This is a genomic window from Chryseobacterium sp. 6424, from assembly GCF_003692615.1.
Taxonomy (GTDB): Bacteria; Bacteroidota; Bacteroidia; order Flavobacteriales; family Weeksellaceae; genus Kaistella.
Map to the genome: position 1 here is coordinate 1,123,997 of NZ_CP023540.1, position 20,380 is coordinate 1,144,376.

Below are 20,380 nucleotides of genomic sequence, written 5' to 3' on the forward strand. Positions count from 1 at the left end.
TTTTTAATTATTTATCAAATTCATTCACTATTTTTGAAACTATGATCAGAGCACGGAATATCCATAAATCTTACGGAAATTTAGAAGTTTTAAAAGGGGTTGACATTCACATTCTCGAAGGGGAAGTGGTTTCTATTGTAGGCGAGTCTGGCGCCGGAAAATCTACCTTGCTCCAGATCCTGGGTACGCTGGATATGCCTACAAATCCTAAGAACCACGGTACAGAGATTGCCCTTGCGGGACAGTCTTTCATCAGTATGAATGATCGGCAACTCTCAAGATTCCGTAATGAGAATATTGGGTTCGTATTTCAGTTCCATCAGCTATTGCCCGAGTTTACCGCGCTCGAGAATGTATTATTACCGACAAAGATCTCCGGCAGGAACGAAAAAGAATCCTTAGAGAAGGCTTACTCACTGTTTGAAGACCTCAACATCGCCCACCGCCTGCACCACAAGCCAAGCGAAATGTCGGGTGGCGAGGCCCAGCGTGCTGCCGTAGCACGCGCGCTCATCAATTCACCCAAGATCATTTTTGCGGATGAACCTACAGGTAACCTCGATTCTAAGAATGCCGATGATCTGCATCAGTTGTTTTTTAACCTTCGCGACAAGTACAACCAGACTTTTGTGATCGTTACACACAATACCCATCTGGCCAATACCACCGACCGTAAACTGGTGATGAAAGACGGGCAAATAATTAAATAAATACGATGTCGATAAAATTTCTGGCTGAGGACGACCGCCCGCGCGAAAAATTTTTACTGAAGGGTAAAAATGCACTGTCTGATGCCGAACTTTTAGCCATCATCATGGGAAGTGGCAGCCGTAATGAGTCTGCTGTGGAACTTGCACGCCGTATCCTTTCTTCAGCGGATAACAGCTGGCACCAGCTGTCTTTACTTACCATTGCAGAACTCACTAAGTTCAAAGGTGTTGGCGAGGCAAAAGCTATTTCTATCGCCACCGCACTCGAGATCGGCCGCCGGAAATCCTCGCAGGACGTTCCCGAGAAATTACAAATCAGCAGCAGTGCCGATGCTTTCAAGATACTGCATCCGTTTCTGTCAGATTTAAGGACTGAGGAGTTTTGGGCGGTTTTCCTGAATCATAATAACCGGATCATTACCAAATCAAGGCTTTCATCAGGCGGCATTAACCAATCCGTGGTAGATGTGCGTATCCTGTTTAGATCTGCGCTGGAGCATTGTGCCACCGGCATCATCGTAGCGCATAACCATCCGTCCGGTAATCAAAAGCCAAGCCCCGAGGACCTGAGGATCACCAAACAAATCAGCGAAGGCGCAAAACTGCTGAACATTCAGCTGCTCGATCATCTGATCATTACCCAGAACAGTTATCTTAGTTTTGCAGACGAAAATTTGCTATGATTAAAAGACTGAAATACCCAGAAATCGACTTTAATAAATATTCCGCCTGTATAGAAAGCGCTGCGCAATACAAATATACCGCGGAAAGAAGCTTTCTGGATATCGTATCAGGCAACAATTGGGAGCTGCTGGTGTATAAAGATTACGAGGCCGTGATGCCCGTACCATATATATTTAAATTCGGTTTAAGGTTCGTCCTGAACCCCAACCTCTGCCAGCAACTTGGCATTTTCTCTAAGAAAGATATGGTTGGACTGAATGAAGAATTTCTGGCTTTTTTCAGGCAGAATTACAGGATCTGGTATTATGCTTTTAATGATAGCAATGGTTTTCGATCTCCACTTCCTACCCGAAAAATTTTTTGATGTTTCCGGAGGTTTACGAGAAGGTTTACCACAACTATTCCCCGAAAAGGAAACGCAAACTCCGGATAGATGAAAATGTACGCTCGCGTCTGCGTATCGACAAATACATGGATTTGGGTCTGGCGATCCCGTTCATTAATGATCATATGGCAGGCGCTGGGAATAAGAAAGACCTGAAAAGCTTCATTGGCAAGTTCACCCGTTTCTATCAGGTCGGGGATCTTCGATTCTATGGTTTCTTTCATGATGGGCAACTCATAAACCTGTTGGCACTGCATATCAGCAAGTCCACTGTGGCGTTACTCGGCACCTTCAATGACCGCAAATTCCTGAAACTGAATGGTGCGTCCATACTGATAGATCATGCGATAAAAGATTATATTGAGACACATGTATTTGATTTTGAGGGTAGTGAGGTGCCGGCGGTCGAAGAATTTTTCCGTGGTTTCCGTCCCCAGTTGGCATCTTATCCTTACATCCTGCACTCGCGCAAAGATTTACTCCTCAACCTACTCGGAAAGTAGCAAATAATTAGTAATTTTGCCTCCTTATTTCCGGACATGATCGACTGGCCTTATTTTCCGTATTTGTTTGCTCTGCTGCTGGCGGTGCCTTTTCTTATTTACCTTAGGCAGTTCGTGTACAGTTACATCAGGCTGAAGAATAAGGAGATTCAGCTGTTGACCGTCAAGGGAAATTCCGGCCATCGCCTGCAGGCGTATGAGCGGCTCACACTTTTTCTGGAACGCCTGAAACCCAGCCATCTGGTCACCAAATTCGACAGAAACCTGCAGCCGCACGAATTTTTGTTTTTAGCAGAGAAAACCATCACCGAAGAGTTTGATTATAATGCTTCGCAGCAGTTATACCTTACTAAAAACAGTTGGAAAGCGGTACTGAAGGCAAAAAATACCGTCCTTAATCTGCTGCATGCCACGTATGATAAATTAGGCAAAGAGGCAAATCTTGAAGAGTTTAAAACGGTTTTCCTGATGAATTATATCGAAGGGGAAGATGTAGTGGCACAAACCATTGAGGAACTGAGAAAAGAAAATTTAATTATAAACTAAAAATAATAAATGATACCAAATTTTAAAGCACACCCATGGCATGGTATTTCGGCCGGACCGGAAGTACCCACTGTTGTGAATGTTTTCGTAGAAATTGTTCCCAGTGATACCATTAAATATGAAATTGATAAACAAAGCGGTTACCTGAAGGTAGATCGCCCACAGCAATTTTCAAATATCATTCCGGCGCTTTACGGTTTTATACCGCGTACCTACTGTCATGATGAAGTGCTTAAACTGGCCATTGAAAGCGGTGCGCCAGATGTGAATACGGGTGACCTCGACCCGCTGGATATCTGTGTGCTCAGTTCGCACAACATCCATGCAGGAGGCATGCTGATGGAGGCGATCCCAATCGGTGGCTTCAAAATGATTGATAAGGGAGAGGCGGATGATAAGATCGTAGCCGTGATGAAGGGTGACCATGCATTCGGGCATTTCCGCGATATTACCGAACTTCCACAGGCAGAGGTAAAAAGACTGATGCATTACTTCCTTACCTATAAAAACCTGCCGGATGAGCCTGCAAAATGCCGCATCCATGAAGTATATGGTGCCGAGCATGCCCAAAACGTGATCCGGGCTTCGCAGAAAGATTATGCTAACAAATTTGGGGGATAAACCACCACCTGAATAACTGATAAAAGACAGATGCCCAGCGTCTGTCTTTTTTGTTTTATACCGCTAAGTTTAAAATAAAATACGTATTTTCGAGTGTGTTATTATCAAAGGCACTAACATTAAAAGTTATAAACTATGGATTTATTTATTTTAGTACCGCTCTTCGGTATTATTGCGTTGGTCTACACCTTCCTGCAGAGCAGTTGGGTAAGTAAGCAAAATGCCGGTAACGACCGGATGAAGGAAATCAGTGGGCACATTGCCGACGGCGCCATGGCTTTCCTGAAAGCAGAATACAAAATCATGGCGTATTTTGTAGTCATTGTAGCCGTTTTACTCGCACTTATGGGTGCCTCCAATTCCAATTCACACTGGACGATTGGTATCGCATTCGTCATCGGTGCCGTTTTGTCGGCCCTAGCAGGCTTTATCGGGATGCGCATCGCCACCAAAGCCAATGTGCGTACTGCCGAAGCTGCCAAAACTTCCTTATCGAAAGCCCTCAAAGTATCCTTTACCGGAGGTTCAGTGATGGGGATGGGGGTGGCCGGACTTGCTGTACTCGGGCTTGGTGCGCTGTATCTCATTATCAAACAGATCTTTGCGCCAGATGCGGGGGTGGACAGCCATGAGATGGAACGTACCATTGAAATTCTTACCGGGTTCTCCCTGGGTGCGGAGTCTATCGCGCTCTTCGCCAGGGTAGGCGGAGGTATCTATACCAAAGCCGCGGACGTAGGTGCCGACCTTGTAGGAAAGGTTGAAGCCGGTATCCCGGAAGATGATCCGCGAAACCCAGCTACCATTGCAGATAACGTAGGTGATAACGTAGGCGATGTAGCCGGTATGGGTGCCGATTTATTTGGTTCCTATGTTGCGACGGTATTGGCCACGATGGTATTGGGCCGCGAGACTTTCTCGGAAGATGCTTTCGGAGGGTACGCACCGATATTATTACCGATGCTGATCGCAGGTACTGGGATTATCTTCTCCATGATCGGCGCGTTGTTCGTAAAGATCAGCGAGACTACTGAACTTGACACCGCTCCGGTACAAAATGCCCTGAATTTAGGGAACTGGGGAAGTATCGTACTGACAGCGGTTTCATCTTATTTCCTGGTAAATTATCTGTTACCGGCTACCATGTCCTTACGTGGCCATGAATTTACGAAGATGGGCGTATTTGGTGCCATCATCGTAGGATTGGTCGTAGGAACATTGATGAGCATCATTACCGAATATTATACGGCCATGGGCAAACGCCCGGTGAAGAGTATCGTTAAGCAGTCCTCCACCGGCCATGCCACCAACATCATCGGCGGGCTTTCTGTGGGGATGGAATCTACCTTACTGCCGATCATTGTATTGGCGGGTGGTATTTACGGTTCTTACCTATGTGCCGGGCTTTACGGTGTGGCGATTGCAGCGGCGGGTATGATGGCAACCACGGCCATGCAGCTTGCGATTGACGCGTTCGGGCCGATTGCCGATAACGCAGGTGGTATCGCCGAGATGAGCGAACTGCCAAAAGAAGTTCGTGAAAAGACCGACATCCTGGATGCTGTAGGGAATACCACAGCGGCAACGGGCAAAGGATTTGCGATTGCTTCCGCAGCCTTGACGGCGCTGGCATTGTTTGCCGCTTTTGTAGGCATTGCAGGCATTGATGGCATTGACATCTACCGCGCCGATGTATTGGCCGGACTTTTTGTAGGCGCTATGATTCCTTTTATCTTCTCGTCACTTGCGATTACCGCTGTTGGCCAGGCAGCGATGGCCATGGTAGAGGAAGTGCGCCGCCAGTTCCGCGAAATCCCCGGCATCCTTGAGGGTAAAGCTACCCCGGAATATGAGAAATGTGTAGCCATTTCTACGGATGCTTCCATCAGGAAAATGTTATTGCCCGGTGCCATCGCACTTATTTCGCCGCTATTGGTAGGCTTCATTTTCGGGCCAGAGGTGCTGGGTGGCTTCTTGGCAGGTGCTACCGTTTCCGGTGTACTTATGGGCATGTTCCAGAACAACGCCGGTGGCGCATGGGATAATGCCAAGAAGTCTTTCGAGAAAGGTGTTGATATCAACGGGCAAACGTTCTACAAAGGATCAGATCCGCACAAAGCTTCTGTGACTGGGGATACCGTTGGAGATCCTTTTAAGGACACTTCCGGTCCGTCGATGAATATCTTAATTAAGCTGATGTCGATTGTATCACTCGTGATCGCGCCTACTTTAGCGGTACTTCATAAAGACCAGATCGAAAAGAACCGTCAAGATAAATTCGAAGCTATGTCCGAAAGAATAGGGCTTGCTGGTGTTTCCGCTGAACCGGGAATGAACGCCGGTACTACGGTAGCTGCGCAGGAAGTACGCGGGGCACTGAATGCGGACGGTGATTTTGTATATGAAACCGGTGAAGTACAAGAGGTGAAGATGGGCCGAAAATCTGTATTGATGGGTAAAAACAGTCAGGTATATGCCTTGTATAACGGTGTGAAACTGAAAGACCAGCTGTTGCTGGACCCAAATTTGTGGTACACCATTGAGAACCTGCACTTCCAGAGTGGCAGCAGCGACCTGAAGCCGGGTGCTGAAAAAGAACTGAACAATCTGGCAGAAATCATGAATGAATATCCAGACCTGAAGATCAAACTCGGGGGATATACCGATGATACAGGTAATGCCGATACGAATATGAAACTCTCCAACCTGCGTGCGCAGACCGCCAAACTGAAGCTGCTTGAAATGGGCATCGCGTCTGACCGTATCGAAACAGAAGGCTACGGCCCGCTGTTCCCGGTTTGCGAGGGTAACGACACGGATGAGTGTAAAGCCAGAAACCGCAGAATTGATATAAGAGTCATAAGTTTCTAGTTTAAAACCCACAAAAACAAAAGAATCCCGGCCTTTGAAGCCGGGATTCTTTTTTTATAGGATTCTTTTTTTTTATTTCTGGATCAGATCAAGAAACTGCTGCTCATCCAGAATGGTTACGGTGCCCAATTCCTGCGCCTTTTTTAATTTGCTGCCGGCTTTTTCACCCACCACGAGATAATTGAGGTTCTTGGAAACGGCAGAAATATTCTTGCCGCCGTGTTTTTCCACCATTTCCTCCGCATCATCTCGCGTGAATAATGAAAGTTTGCCGGTGAACAGGAACGTCTTGTTTTGCAGTATCTGGCTAACGGTCTCGTTTTGGCTGGCTTGCTTTTCGAGTTGTACGCCGTAGCTTCTCAGGCGTTCGGTCATCAGAATGTTTTCAGGGTTCGCAAAGAATGCGGTGATGCTTTCGGCAATCTTCCCACCAATATCTTCTACCTGCACAAGTTCTTCCAGTGTGGCTTTTCTCAGCTCATCAATGGAACTGAAATTCTTCACCAGTTTCTTTGCGACGGTTTCGCCCACATGTTTGATACCGATACCATACAGCACCTTTTCAAAAGGGATTTCCTTAGACTTTTCAATACCGTTGATGATGTTCTGCGCGGACTTTTCGGCCATACGTTCCAGTGGCAGCAGCTGTTCTTTCGTCAGTGCATAAAAATCAGCTGGGTTCTCCACCAATTTTTCGCGGTATAACTGCTCGATGGTCTCACTGCCCAGATTTTCGATATTCAGGGCTTTGCGCGATACAAAGTGTATCATGCGGCCCACGACCTGTGGCGGACAGTGCAGCTCGTTCGGGCAGAAATGTATGGCCTGGTCTGCGATGCGCTGTAGCGGCGTGCCGCATTCCGGGCAGTTTTTAATATACTCAATCTCCTTGTTCTCAGCATTTCGTTTTGCAAGGTTCACCCCTACAATCTTTGGGATGATCTCTCCACCTTTCTCTACATATACGTGGTCGTGCTCATGCAGGCCAAGCTTCTTGATGATGTCTTCATTATGCAGGCTGGCACGTTTTACCACCGTGCCGGCCAATAATACCGGCGTAAGATTGGCCACAGGGGTCACCGCGCCCGTCCGGCCTACCTGATAGCTTACGCTGAGCAGCACTGTCTCGGCCTTTTCCGCTTTGTATTTATAAGCCATGGCCCAACGGGGTGATTTGGCGGTATAGCCAAGGGCACGCTGTTGTGCGAGTTCATTCACTTTTATTACGATACCATCAATCTCGAACCCGAGTTGATGCCGGTGTTCTTCCCAATAATTGATGAATTGCTGTACTTCCTCCATACTACGGCAAAGCCTGGCCTGGTCAGATATTTTAAAACCCCAGATGCGGGCTTGCTGCAGCAGTTCCCAGTGTGTGGCCGCAGGCACCTGTTCACCGACGTATTGATAGAGTACCGCGGATAAGCCACGCCGCCGGACCTCAGCCGAATCCTGCATTTTCAGACTGCCGGAAGCGGTATTTCGTGGATTCATGAAAGGATCCAGGCCTTCCTCCGCACGCCGGGCATTGATTTTCTGAAAGTTTTTTTGGGTAAGATATATTTCGCCGCGCATAAAGAAGCGATCCGGATACTGGCCATGAAGCTGTAGCGGAATTTCGGGAATGGTCTTTACGTTTGAGGTAATCTCATCACCCTGGAAACCGTCGCCCCGCGTTACGGCTTCCTTAAGTTTGCCATTTTCGTAAAGGATTGAGATAGAAGCACCGTCGAACTTCAGTTCAGCCACCCATTCTACGGGTTGGTTAAGCGTTTTCTGTACACGCCGTTCCCAGTCCTCAAGGTCATTGAAATCATAGGAATTATCTAGGGAATACATCCGGAACTGATGCTGGACGGTAGGGAAGTTCTTGGTAATTTGGCCACCCACACGCAGGGTAGGCGAATTGCTGTCGTAATATTCCGGGAACTGCAATTCGAGTTCCTGTAGTTCTTTAAGTTTAAGGTCAAATTCAAAATCGGAAATGGTGGGTTCATCAAGCGTATAGTAACTGTAGTTGTGCTGATGAATTTCCTGGCGCAGGGCCTCTATCTTCTGCTGAATATTCTCGGACATGTGGCGGTGTTTAAATTAATGAAAGTGGCTATCCACTTTATACAAAAATAGCATAAAATAGACAGCCATGATAGGGTTAGACGCATTTTTAATGCAGCCTGAAATCAGTTTTTAAGCAGCTCACTAAGTTTGATGGCTACTTTTTCACCATTGGGTAACATTTCCTTTTCGAGGATCACGTTGATCGGTACGGCGGGCAGGTCAAGGGCGCCCATGGCTTCCACCGGTGCGTCGAGATATTGGAAACAGTGGCGCGAAATGCGGTGTGCGAAGGCTTCCGCGAATGAGTTGTTGATTTGTTCCTCGGTCAGTACCAAGCATTTCCCGTGTAATTTCACACGTTCGTAGACCAAGGCCTCATCCAGGGGTATCAGGGTGCGCAGGTCGATAACCTCAACTTTTCCGGGGTGTTGCTTCGCGGCTTCCTTGGCCCAGTAAACGCCCATGCCATAGGTGACCACCACTACGGTACGTCCTTTACTGACTTCTTCATCATCGGCTTTCAGTATGATATTGGCTTTGCCAAACGGTAAGATGTAATCTTCCGCGGGCTCGATGGTCTTGGCTTCTTCAGTGCCGGGCACCTTGCTCCAATACAAGCCTTTGTGTTCGAGCATGATCACAGGGTTCGGATCGTAATAGGCCGCTTTCAGCAATCCTTTAAAATCAGCTGCGTTGCTTGGGTAGGCAATTTTAATCCCTTTGATGTTGGCCAGGATGCTCTCTACGCTGCCGCTGTGGTAAGGTCCGCCACCGCCATAGGCACCGATGGGTACCCGAATGATATTGCTCACCGGAAATTTCCCCCCACTTAGATAACACGATTTCGAGATCTCGGTGATCAGCTGGTTGATGCCCGGGTAAATATAGTCGGCAAACTGTACCTCTACGATAGGTCTCAGTCCTACAGCACTCATCCCAACGGTGGACCCGATGATGTAGGCCTCCTGGATCGGGGTGTTGAAGACTCTTTTATTGCCAAACTTCTTTCCTAAGGTCACCGTTTCACGGAATACGCCGCCAATGCGTTCGCCCACATCCTGGCCGTAAAGTACCGCTTCAGGATGCTTCCACATCAGTTCCTGTATCGCGTGGATCGCGGCATCCACCATCACTATCTTTTCCTGTCCTGCCGGGTTTCTGTCCCCGATTTCCTCAGTAACAGGAGTGGGCGCAAAAACGTGCTGGGTAACGGTCTCAGGCTGTGGAGCCGGTGCCTGCTGGGCCTTCAGGAACGCCTGTTCAGCCAAAGTTCTGGCTTCCGCCTCCATTTCATGCAGCGTTGCCTCACCCAGGCCTTCTTCCAGTAGGCAGGCTTTTAAAATAACGCCCGGATCTTTCGTGCGGTGCTTTATGAGGTCATCTTCGGTACGGTAGAACTCGCGGCGCACCCCGGAAGTATGATGCCCAATCAGTACGGTTTTTGCGCATACCAGCATCGGCTTACGTTCGGTGCGTACAAAATCCACCGCTTCCTTCATCCCTTCATAGCTGGCAATGAAGTCGGTCCCGTCAATACGCATGCGGTTAAGACCGGTAAAACCTGCCACGAAATCATAGGCATCGGCGGTACGGGCTTCGTCCTTGGTTACCGAAATGCCCCATTCATTGTCCTGCACCAAAAAGATGATAGGCAGCTGATGCAGTGCGGCAAACTGAAACGCTTCGGAGACTTCCCCTTCCGTTACGGAGTTGTCACCAAGACTGCACACGACCACTGGATTATTCTCAAAATCCTTGAGTTTGAAATGTTCAATATACTGTATGCCCTGCGCTACGCCAGCCGTTGGGATGGTTTGCATGCCCGTAGCTGAACTTTGGTGGATGATCTTGGGTTTGTCAGCATCCAGGCTGGAGGGGTGAGAGTAATAGGAACGTCCGCCTGAGAATGGGTCTTCTGCTTTGGCCAGAAGCTGAAGCATCAGTTGGTAAGGCTCGAAACCAATACCGAGGAGCAGGCTCTCATCACGGTAATAGGGGGACACCCAGTCATCCTTAGTCAGTTGATAGGCGGTGGCCAGCTGTATGGCCTCATGCCCGCGGGAAGTGCTGTGTACATAGGTGGTGACACTTCTGTTTTCTTCATAAAGGTCGGCCATGGCCCTGGCGAGCATCATGTGCCGGTACGCACGGACTAAAATTTCCTGAGAGACGGTTTTTCCGGTTTTCATTTCCATATTTTCAAAGATATTAATTTTAGTATAACTAAAAAAATACGGAATTGAATCTGGGAATGAATTTTATGTAATGCGTGACCATAAAGAACCTGCTGACCTGGAATTGCCAGCAGGCGTATGAAAGAATGGTTGATTTATCTATCTGCGCGTGTCTTATGTACCGCTCTCATCTTTCGGAGCCTGGTCCTTGTAGGTTTTTTCAGCCAGTTTACTGTCTGGGGTGATCGCGGACTGGGCAGCCTGCATCTTATTTTTCAAGCCTGCCACTACCATGTCGTCGCCCTTCATTAATGCTTCGTAACCGGCTTTGGCGACATCTGCAGGGTCAGACATTTTGTTGTCCATCACCTTGGATTCGAGCATCTGTGCCTTGTTGAAGAAGTCGGTGTCGGTTGGCCCCGGCAGCAGTGCGGTCACTACGATTCCCTGTTCCTTTACCTCCGCGCCGATCGCTTCGGTAAACGACTGTACAAATGCTTTGGTACCGTGATATACGGATTGCCAAGGTCCCGGAAATCTAGCGGCGATAGAGGAGGTGTTAAGGATTTTTCCGCTGCCACGGGACAGCATATCTTTCAGGAAGCGTTTGGTGATGATCACAAGGCTGCAGATATTCAGGTGGATGATTTTGAGTTCCATTTCAAGGTCGGTATCCTTAAATTCCCCATACCAGCCATGCCCGGCGTTGTTCACGAGTATATCTACGGTAAGGTTCCGCTGGGTGATTTCCTGATGCAGCTCATAGGCCTGCTCCATGTGGAAAAGGTCTTTTGAAATCGTAATCACCTCAATATCACCGATACTTTTCAGTTCATCAGCGGCTTTAGAGAGTTCATTTTCATCGCGTGCCACTAAAATAAGGTGGTGACCGTCTTTTGCAAACAGCTTGGCGAGTTCAAGTCCAATTCCGGTACTGCCACCCGTGATAAGCGTGTAGGTTTTTTGATTTTCCATATTAATGATTTTAATGGAACTAAACGAACAGATATTATGCCAGTTATTTGAATATCAATTAATAAAGCCGGGTTAAAAGTACAAATCCTTCTAGAGATTCTGTTTTAATGTGCAGCCAATCGCCCACGTGTGCAAGAATTCTTACGGAAGTTTTGGATGGAACGTTAGCGATAATTTCAAAATCTGCTCCGGGACCCCGCCGAAGGTTTGAAGAGGCTTTTAAAGTTTGTAAAGCTGGAATCTTCAGGGGGCTGCTTTTAGCTGCATCACGTTTACGCAGAAAAGGCCACGGATCTACCGCACTGCCGGTGGAATAAATGCCGAAATGCAGATGTGGGCTTCCGCCTTTGGCATTGCCCGTGGTACCTACCGTGCCCAGCGTGTCGCCGGTTCTCACACGGGTTCCTGCCGTCGTCATCACACTGTCGAGATGGGCGTAATAAAGTGAGTTCCCTAAAAGGCCATCCCGCAGCCACACCTGTTTTCCACCCAGGCCCTGATGGCCGGTACGCATCACGATGCCATCCACAGCAGCCACCACCGGTGTGCCGCGTGCCGCGAAAATATCCACGCCTTCATGGTTTCTCGCACCGCCATCACGCGCCGCACCCCAGAAACTCTGTACCGCCGCATTGCCTTTGCCCGCTACCGGAAACGCGAGCGAAGGTTGGGTATAAATCCTAAGATTGAAGGTTCCGCTAAAGCCAATTTCTGGCTGAATGATGATGCGATAACGCCCCGTATTCTCGATGACCTCTGAATAACCATCAGCCTGTAACAACTGGCTTGAGGCTGGGCTAACCGGTGAATCGGCCGGATCTACATCCACAAATATCCGCTGCCCAGGAGACTCGGGAAGTCCGGCTTTGATGATGAGGCGCTCACCACGGTTTAACTCAAGATGATAGGCAAGGGCATGCAGGTCATTGATTTCATATTCGACTATGGCAGAGAATCCGTCATGCACCGAAAGCTGACTGGTAGCAGCGACCTCAAAGTTCTTTTTCCATTCTGTCATCAGGCTGTCGGCTCCTTTGAAGCTGCGTTCATACCTGGCGCGGGCGGAGGAATCGAAGATGTTTTTGGGCATCTTGAAACCATCACATGCCAAGAGGACAATCGAAACGCAAGCTGTAAGAATTACATTTTTAAGTCTGAACATGTGAGCTTTAATGCAAAAATACCGCCGTCTCCCGTGGATGACGCGGGTTATTAATTTTAAATTTTGAATTTTAAATTTTAAATTTTGAATGTGGCAGTGATTTCGATAGATGATTTAAGGTTTTCCCGCGGATGGCGCTGATTGCGCTGATTATTAATAATAAATTTTAAATTATAGATTTTAAATGGTGGCAGTGAATTCGACGTTTATTTTAAAATTTTCCCGCTGATGGCGCAAATGGCGCAGATTTTAATTTTTAATGCTGCAATGATTCTAGTGTATGTAGGTTTTCCCCGCGGATGACGCGGGTTATTAATTTTAAATTTTGAATTTTGAATTTTGAATGTGGCAGTGATTTCGATAGATGATTTAAGGTTTCCCGCGGATGGCGCGGATGACGCGGATTTATAAATATAGCAACAACAGAGACTTTAATTTGCATTGTTTGCAGATATTATGCTATCTTGTCGGCTAAACAATATTTATTTATGAGATTATTTTTATTCTGCCTTTCTTTTTTAGCGGTGTCATCATTCACCCAGGCACAGTTTGCGGGTTGCCTCACTGCTCCCAACGATCAGTATCCTTCCGGCGTATTTACACCCAACTGTACCGGCTCGTCCGAACTGATTGTTGATTATGCCTTCACGGGCGAATATTCAATGGTGAAGCTCACCAACGGAGTCACTTACAAATTCAGCGCCGACAATATCGATGACGATATTGCTTATGTAACCATTGCCACCGCGGACGGAAGTAGTGTGTAGGCCTACGGTCCCGGGAAAGCTACCTGGACAGCCACGGCAGACGGTAACGTCCGTTTCTACACCCACCGGAACGCAAACTGCGGCAGCAGCGACTGGGAATTTACCGCAAGACGTGTGAAGTGCACCCAGGAGGTGCGCGACTCTTATTGTGAACCTTCGCTCAACTGTACCGACGGTGCCGTGATTGAGCGCGTGAAGCTGGCCGATCTGGAAAGCCTGTCCGCCTGCAGCACCAACGGCTTTTCCGATTTTACCGCACGTACAGCCACGGTGACGAAGGGCCAGACTTACAGCATGGAAGTTGAAATAGGCTATGGCTGGTTTGAGCAGTCGGTTTCTGTATGGATCGATTACAACAAGAATTTTCTTTTCGATGCTGATGAATTTATTTACATCGGTTCCACAGATCAGGGTATCCTCAGTAAAATGGTCACGATTCCCGCAACCCTGGTAGACGGTGAGTACCGTATGCGCGTAAGGCTGTCGACGGTAGGTGCATCGGGAGCCACGGCGGGCAAAGCCTGTGATGTAGCTGATACCTATGGCGAGACCGAAGATTATACCCTCAAAGTACAAAGCACCATGGGTGTGAGCAATACCGCGGCGCAAACTGTTCAGGTCTATCCAAACCCTGTTAAAGACCTTCTGAATATCAGCGCAGCAGCGGCCGTGAGTCACATCAGCATCACTGATATTAATGGCCGCCAGGTCGCCTCATTTGCAGACCGCCGCCAAATAGATATCCGCCACCTGAATGCGGGGGTCTATCTGTTAGCCATCCATTTTAAAGACGGTTCTTCTGTTGTAAGGAAGATTGTGAAAAAGTAAGTAATAGTATTTAACCTGTAGCCGTCCTCAATGGGCGGCTTTTTTTGTGGGTAATTGAAGAATGTTGTCGGCGTCTAATCGTTTAGTGGTTGCTGTAGGTTATCGGAAAACCGACCGCCGCATTAGTACTTCCATCAAAACAACATAGAGACCGTTATACTCTATTATGCTCTGTTTTACCTTTATTTGTACTTATTTGCATCCTATTTTGTATCACATCTTGCAATACAGTTTAAAACAAACTGATACACAGTAACATTATAATACATCGGAACTATTATAGTTTTGCAGAATGTGGATAAAAATATTTTTGCTCTATTCAGGCTGTCCATCGGCAATTTCAACGATTAAGCGGGAAGAAATGTATTTACTTGGAGATTTTTATATAAGTATATTAATTATTTAAAAAGAAATATTTTTATTTATGTAAAAACATTAAGAGATGATTATACGATTTATTAAACCAGATGTAACAGCAAACAGTGCAAAGCTTACGGTGCACAAAACAGGAAAACTTGGATTATCAAAAGGAGCGATGGAGCTACTCAACACAGCAAAAAACCGATTTGTACGGTTTGGTTTTGGTGAAGACGACCAGCTGCTGATGGAAGTTTCGCACGACGCCAAGGAAAACAGCTTCCCCATCGGCAAGGCTGGTGACTACGATTACATCAATGCGCGAACCATGCTCGACGAGTTGGGTGTAGATTACATGGCGAAGCAAACCATCATATATGACATCAAGAAAACGGCAGAAGAAGGCTTCTTCAGGCTTCACCAACGGGTGATTAAGAAGTGAGCAGATCAGTTAAAGGTACAAAACGGAAAGTAATAATCTTAAAATACGCATCTATCAATGCACCGACACTTATGAACAGAAAGAAAAATACCAGCAGCCGCCCTAAGTACCGAACGCCGGGCTGGCAGAATGAAAGTAGTGCACATCCGCTGACCGGCACGTATTATGACACTTCGGAAATGATGAATGTGCTGCATGTATCTGACCGTACCCTTCACCGGTGGCGTAAGGAGGGCAAGATCCCTTACACCAAGATAGGCGGCAAGATCTATTATCTGGCAGATGCCGTTGACCGAAAGATGCGGGAAGGCGAGTAGGGCAGCCGTAATCCGCCAAACATAAAAAAATACCGCAGGAAAGCGAGGCTTTCTGCGGCATCTTCTCCCCCGGTTACCTGGCCAGCTGCTATATCACAACAGCTGTACCAAGGTAAACGGAATTGCAGGCCAGATCCTGCTCCGCATTCTGAAAGAATGCATATACATGCACCGTAGCACCTGTCCATTCTGCAGGCAATGCTACCTCTGCCAGCGCCGTAGTGCGCACTTCCGGCCCTTCTTTCACAAAGAACTCACCACTTTCCGGCTCATAAATGGCGTAGCTGAAAATGTCAGTCGCGTTGGCCATCATCTGCGTGCTGTTGTCCGTCCACGTGAAGTTCAGCACTTCACCGGCAGCCGCCATTACCGCCAGGTCTTGGAAGCCTGTCAGCTCACCTTTGGTGATCTGCACCTTGTCCATCTGCAGCATCACCGTGCCGTTCACATCCGTCACCACCTCGCGCAGCAGCTGGCTGGCAGCCAGGTTCACCCGCGATTTCACGCCGGCGTTGTCACCATAGAGCCGCTTCTGCATCGTGCGCAGCGAGTTCTGGAACCTGATAGCCAGCGCAAACTTTTCGCGCTGCAGCAATTGTTGGGGGGTCGCCAAGCTTCCCGTTCTTTTCGGACGGCTACGAATAACGTCCATTCCGCGCCAGTTAGCGCCTACTACGGTACCTACAGTACCACTGAATCCACCGAGGATTCCTTTTTTGATTGTTCCCATTGTACAAATTTTTAGGGGTTTAACAGGACAAATGTAAAAGCAATTATAGACAAATGCAAGTGGTTTTAAATCAGTGAGTTAAACTTTCTGTAGCTGATGTCTTATGTCTTCCGTTATCATAAATTTAACCTGTCTTTCCTGTTTTGTTATATTCTCACTATTTCTTTCCGTGTCTGTGCATTATTGCCATTTTGATGCTATTAAATATCCCCGCTAATGTTCGTTTTCGCAGATAAGCCGATATTATGCTGGTTGGTCCGCCATAAAGTGTACATGACAGCAAAAGGTATGATGTCTCAGTCCAATGCCCGAATTAACCTTGATTAACTGTATGGGACCCCTGAAGTACAGCATCGTCCTGTAATGGCAATAAAGGTAACAGCTTTGTCCGCCAATGTCCCCTTATGTCCGGTTGCGTCTGCAACAAAAGCAGTTTTGTTGCAGGCTTGTTGCGGATTTGTTGCGGACTGCTTCGGAAAAAGGGTAATTTTGGGAAGAAGGGTGCAGCAAAGGTGCAGCAACATACAGGGGAGATCACTGGAATTTTATGCTGGACTAACATTTTTAAACCTGATTGTTTTGGGCAAGACTGGAAACGTATATTTTCCCTGGAAATTTGTATATTTCAGCCATTAATATCCTTTAAAAACACGAATGGCATTCAACCAAAACCCCGAACAGAAAGCCCGAGATTTGATCGACGAGATGCTGCGCCTGGCCGGCTGGCACGTACAATCTAAAAGCAATATCGATTTCAGTGTAGGATTGGGTGTGGCCGTGCGGGAATATCAAACAAGTGTAGGTCCTGCTGATTATGTACTATTCGTGAATCAGAAACCGTTGGGGCTAATTGAAGCCAAAAAGGAAGATGAAGGACACCGATTAACAACCGTGGAAGAGCAGTCTTCCGGATATGCCAATGCCGACCTGAAATTCTTCAAGAATACAGATGGATTAAAGTACATCTACGAAAGCACGGGCGTTGTTACCCGCTTTACCGATTATACCGACCCTAAACCCCGTGGCAGAAATGTTTTCAGCTTCCATAAGCCGGAAACCTTATTGGAATGGAGGAAAAGAGAAAAAAGTCTGCGAGGCAGATTTGCAGATTATCCGGTACTGGATGAAACAGGTTTGCGTCCGGCGCAGATTACTGCAATTAATAATTTAGAAAAATCATTTAAAGGCAACCGGCCAAAAGCCTTGATACAGATGGCGACGGGCGCGGGTAAAACCTTTACTGCCGCTACATTCATTTACCGATTACTGAAATTTGCAAAGGCTAAACGCATTCTGTTTTTAGTCGATACCAAGAACTTAGGTGAGCAGGCAGAACAGGAATTCAGAGCCTATCAACCGCAGGACGATAACCGTAAGTTTACCGAATTATACAACGTGCAGCGATTGACTTCAAGTTATATCGCCGATGAAAGTCAGGTTTGTATTTCTACCATTCAGCGGATGTATTCTATTTTGCAGGGCGAGGAAATGGATGAGGAGGAAGATGTAGTCAATCCCAATGAAAATTCAGGCTGGATAGAAAAACAGTTGGCAAAAAAAGAGGCCGTTCCGGTAGCATACAATCCAAAAGTGCCTATCGAGCAGTTTGATTTTATTATTATTGACGAATGCCACCGTTCTATTTATAACCTTTGGAAACAGGTGTTGGATTATTACGATGCGTTTCTAGTTGGCTTAACCGCAACACCTGATAAAAGAACTTTTGGTTTCTTTAATGAAAATGTAGTGAGCCAATATACTTACGAAGAATCGGTTATCGATGGTGTGAACGTTCCTTATGATGTGTATTTAATTGAAACCGATATTTCCACAAAAGGCGCTTTAATAGAAAAAGGTTGGTTTGTAGATAGAAGAGATAAACTGTCGAGAGCCAAACGCTGGCAACAGGAAGATGAAGACACCGCTTATCTGCGCAACGATTTAGATAAAAAAGTAGTCAACATCAGCCAAATCAGAACGATTATTACGGCTTACAAAGACGCTTTGAGAAAAGACATTTTTCCCAATCGTTTTGATGAAAATGGTGAATATGAAGTGCCTAAAACTTTAGTCTTTGCCAAAACCGACAGCCACGCCGATGACATTATCAATATCATCAGAGAAGTATTTGAAGAAGGCAATGATTTCTGTAAAAAGGTAACCTATAAAATAGAAGAAGACCCAAAATCGGTGCTGAACCGTTTTAGAAATGACTATTATCCGCGTATTGCCGTTACGGTAGATATGATTGCAACCGGAACCGATGTGAAACCTTTGGAGGTATTGCTGTTTATGCGGGATGTAAGAAGCATCAATTATTTTGAACAAATGAAAGGACGTGGAACGCGTACCATTTCTGCCGATAAATTAAAACTGGTAAGCAAAACTGCCGATGCTAAAACACACTTCGTGATTGTAGATGCAGTGGGTGCCACCAAATCTAAAAAGACAGACAGCCGTCCGCTGGAACGGCAGCCAACTATTCCTTTAAAAGATTTGTTGCAAGCCGTTACGATGGGCGTGCAGGAAGAAGATGTGTATCTTTCTTTGGCTAACCGACTCATCCGTTTGGAAAAGCAGCTGACCGATGCAGAGAAAGAGAAAATACAGGAACTGGCAAAAGGCAAAAGCTTAAAGCAGATGACCCGCGAACTGATTGAGGCATTTGATGCGGATGTGATTGCCGATAAAGCAAATGCCATTATTGCACAAATTCCCGTACAGGACCGAACGCCTGCAAAAGAAGAACAAGCCAAAGCCCAAGCGCAGGAAGCTTTGTTGAAAACAGCATCCTTAACTTTTAACGGCAAACTGAATGAGCATATTGACAATGTGCGCAAACAGCATGAACAGATTATCGACCATATCAATCTGGATGAAGTAACCAAAGCAGAATGGGACACGGAATCGGTGGACAAAGCCAAAGCCTTGATTAACGATTTCAGCGAGTACCTGAAAGCCAATAAAGACGAGATACAGGCGCTGAGTATTTTCTACGACCAGCCTTACAACCGCCGCAACATTACTTTTAAAATGATAAAAGAAGTAATGGATAAACTGAAACTGGAAAAACCACTGTTGGCTCCTGCTCACGTTTGGAGTGCTTATGCGGGTATAGAAGAAGTAAAAAGCGATTGCCCGAAAGATGAACTGACGGCATTGGTTTCTTTGATTAGGAAAGTGTGTGGCATAGATGAAGAACTGAAGCCTTTTGATAAAACCATTGACGAGAATTTTAAGCGTTGGATTTTTGCACAAAATGCCGGACAGCACAACCGCTTTAGCACCGAGCAAATGGAATGGTTGAGAATGATAAAAGACCACATTATAAGTTCGTACCATATTGAGCTGGATGATTTAGATTATAACCCGTTTGACAGCAAAGGCGGAAGAGGAAAGATGTACCAATTGTTTGGTAACGAAATGGATAGTATTATTAATGAATTAAATGAAGCATTAGCTGCATAAAAAACTATAAATTATGACAACACAAGAAATTATAAGCGCAATTATTGGAGCAATAGTAGGGGCAGGTATATCTATCCCAATTACATTAAAGATTTCAAAATCCAATTCTAATAACGTAACTCAAAGTAATATTAAAAGTAATGGAGATGTTGTGGGTCGAGATAAAAAATGATTTCTATGGATTTAAGTAGAATAAATCAGGAACATATAGAAGCAGGAGGAGATGTAGTTGCAGGCAATAAATATGATCACAGTGTTAATGTAAACAATGTGCTAAATCCTGCTACGGATTATATGCTGGAATTAGTTAAAAAATTTAAAGATGAAGCACTTACTAATAATAAGTTTAATGATATAGTAGACAACTTAAATCATTACAGCACAAATTTAGATGAAGATACTGTTTATGATTTAGAGTATAAACTGAAAGCAGGTAATCGTGATTTTGAATATAAAAGAGCAGCATTACTAAAAGAAAGAATAGCAAAGAAAATTAAACTTAATGAAAATAGTGAAGCAGCTCAAGAAATTTATGCCTATCTATTGTCTCAAGTTTGCTCAGATTTCAATATGCACGTGTATCCGTTGATAAAGACTTCTTCTATAATGCAAATCAATTTATTACTTGATGAAAGGGTTATAAAGCCTGCTCAAGGAATTTTAGGAGTGAATGTATTAAGACTTCTTAAAGACGATATTAATGGAATGATATATTTTTTAACAGGTAATTGTCACATAAAATGGGAGTAGAATTATGCTAATTTACAATCCAGCTTACGATA

The 20,380-nt window shown here is 45.9% G+C and carries 19 protein-coding genes; 14 read left to right on the plus strand and 5 right to left on the minus strand.

Annotated elements, in window-relative coordinates:
• Nucleotides 1-41 precede the first annotated feature (41 nt).
• From CO230_RS05250 to CO230_RS05280, 7 genes are all read left to right on the plus strand, one after another.
• The gene (locus CO230_RS05250) at nt 42-710 is read left to right on the plus strand and encodes an ABC transporter ATP-binding protein (RefSeq protein WP_122027630.1); all 669 of its coding nucleotides are present in this window, start codon (nt 42-44) and stop codon (nt 708-710) included.
• Between the two features lie 5 nt (nt 711-715).
• Nucleotides 716-1,393: a RadC family protein gene (gene radC / locus CO230_RS05255; protein WP_122027631.1), complete on the plus strand. Its 678-nt coding sequence runs from the start codon at nt 716-718 to the stop codon at nt 1,391-1,393.
• Complete coding sequence (locus CO230_RS05260) at nt 1,390-1,758, plus strand: hypothetical protein (protein WP_122027632.1); 369 nt, start codon at nt 1,390-1,392, stop codon at nt 1,756-1,758. The genes radC and CO230_RS05260 overlap by 4 nt, the downstream gene beginning before the upstream one ends.
• Nucleotides 1,758-2,282, plus strand: a complete 525-nt coding sequence (locus tag CO230_RS05265) for a hypothetical protein (protein ID WP_122027633.1) — start codon at nt 1,758-1,760, stop codon at nt 2,280-2,282. Before CO230_RS05260 ends, CO230_RS05265 begins: the two co-directional genes overlap by 1 nt.
• A 36-nt stretch (nt 2,283-2,318) precedes the next feature.
• Nucleotides 2,319-2,828: a hypothetical protein gene (locus CO230_RS05270; RefSeq protein WP_122027634.1), complete on the plus strand. Its 510-nt coding sequence runs from the start codon at nt 2,319-2,321 to the stop codon at nt 2,826-2,828.
• Between the two features lie 9 nt (nt 2,829-2,837).
• The gene (locus CO230_RS05275) at nt 2,838-3,449 is read left to right on the plus strand and encodes an inorganic pyrophosphatase (RefSeq protein ID WP_122027635.1); all 612 of its coding nucleotides are present in this window, start codon (nt 2,838-2,840) and stop codon (nt 3,447-3,449) included.
• Nucleotides 3,450-3,584: 135 nt separating this feature from the next.
• Nucleotides 3,585-6,320 (plus strand): sodium-translocating pyrophosphatase, encoded by a 2,736-nt coding sequence (locus tag CO230_RS05280; protein WP_122027636.1) that lies wholly within the window; start codon nt 3,585-3,587, stop codon nt 6,318-6,320.
• A 72-nt stretch (nt 6,321-6,392) separates the two neighbouring features.
• Here CO230_RS05280 and ligA read toward each other — a convergent pair whose 3' ends face one another.
• From ligA to CO230_RS05300, 4 genes are all read right to left on the minus strand, one after another.
• Entirely contained in the window at nt 6,393-8,396 is a 2,004-nt protein-coding gene (ligA, locus tag CO230_RS05285; protein ID WP_122027637.1) for an NAD-dependent DNA ligase LigA, read from the minus strand.
• A 104-nt stretch (nt 8,397-8,500) separates the two neighbouring features.
• Nucleotides 8,501-10,573 carry a thiamine pyrophosphate-dependent enzyme gene (locus CO230_RS05290; protein ID WP_122027638.1) on the minus strand — a complete coding sequence of 691 codons (2,073 nt, stop codon included), beginning with the start codon at nt 10,571-10,573 and terminating at the stop codon, nt 8,501-8,503.
• A gap of 153 nt (nt 10,574-10,726) precedes the next feature.
• On the minus strand, nt 10,727-11,527 hold the full coding sequence (locus tag CO230_RS05295; RefSeq protein ID WP_122027639.1) for an SDR family NAD(P)-dependent oxidoreductase: 801 nt from the start codon (nt 11,525-11,527) through the stop codon (nt 10,727-10,729).
• 58 nt (nt 11,528-11,585) lie between these two features.
• Nucleotides 11,586-12,689, minus strand: coding sequence for a M23 family metallopeptidase (locus CO230_RS05300; RefSeq protein ID WP_122027640.1), 1,104 nt, complete (start codon nt 12,687-12,689; stop codon nt 11,586-11,588).
• Between the two features lie 488 nt (nt 12,690-13,177).
• On the opposite strand from CO230_RS05300, the gene CO230_RS05305 reads away from it, so the two are divergent.
• The 4 genes from CO230_RS05305 to CO230_RS05320 all read left to right on the plus strand — a co-directional run bounded on the left by CO230_RS05305 (nt 13,178) and on the right by CO230_RS05320 (nt 15,400).
• The gene (locus CO230_RS05305) at nt 13,178-13,456 is read left to right on the plus strand and encodes a hypothetical protein (RefSeq protein WP_162989981.1); all 279 of its coding nucleotides are present in this window, start codon (nt 13,178-13,180) and stop codon (nt 13,454-13,456) included.
• 114 nt (nt 13,457-13,570) lie between these two features.
• Nucleotides 13,571-14,284: a GEVED domain-containing protein gene (locus tag CO230_RS05310; protein WP_162989982.1), complete on the plus strand. Its 714-nt coding sequence runs from the start codon at nt 13,571-13,573 to the stop codon at nt 14,282-14,284.
• Nucleotides 14,285-14,726: 442 nt separating this feature from the next.
• Nucleotides 14,727-15,083 carry a hypothetical protein gene (locus CO230_RS05315; protein WP_122027643.1) on the plus strand — a complete coding sequence of 119 codons (357 nt, stop codon included), beginning with the start codon at nt 14,727-14,729 and terminating at the stop codon, nt 15,081-15,083.
• A gap of 71 nt (nt 15,084-15,154) precedes the next feature.
• Complete coding sequence (locus CO230_RS05320) at nt 15,155-15,400, plus strand: helix-turn-helix domain-containing protein (protein ID WP_162989983.1); 246 nt, start codon at nt 15,155-15,157, stop codon at nt 15,398-15,400.
• 88 nt (nt 15,401-15,488) lie between these two features.
• Here the strand turns inward: CO230_RS05320 and CO230_RS05325 are convergent, their stop codons facing one another.
• On the minus strand, nt 15,489-16,130 hold the full coding sequence (locus CO230_RS05325) for a DUF6266 family protein (protein ID WP_122027645.1): 642 nt from the start codon (nt 16,128-16,130) through the stop codon (nt 15,489-15,491).
• Nucleotides 16,131-16,784: 654 nt separating this feature from the next.
• On the opposite strand from CO230_RS05325, the gene CO230_RS05330 reads away from it, so the two are divergent.
• From CO230_RS05330 to CO230_RS05335, 3 genes are read left to right on the plus strand one after another with little or no spacing between them, the layout of a single operon-like run.
• Nucleotides 16,785-19,598: a type I restriction-modification enzyme R subunit C-terminal domain-containing protein gene (locus tag CO230_RS05330; RefSeq protein ID WP_122027646.1), complete on the plus strand. Its 2,814-nt coding sequence runs from the start codon at nt 16,785-16,787 to the stop codon at nt 19,596-19,598.
• A gap of 13 nt (nt 19,599-19,611) precedes the next feature.
• On the plus strand, nt 19,612-19,770 hold the full coding sequence (locus CO230_RS12185) for a hypothetical protein (RefSeq protein ID WP_162989984.1): 159 nt from the start codon (nt 19,612-19,614) through the stop codon (nt 19,768-19,770).
• A gap of 5 nt (nt 19,771-19,775) precedes the next feature.
• Nucleotides 19,776-20,348: an ABC-three component system protein gene (locus CO230_RS05335; RefSeq protein WP_162989985.1), complete on the plus strand. Its 573-nt coding sequence runs from the start codon at nt 19,776-19,778 to the stop codon at nt 20,346-20,348.
• The last annotated feature ends 32 nt before the right edge of the window (nt 20,349-20,380 follow it).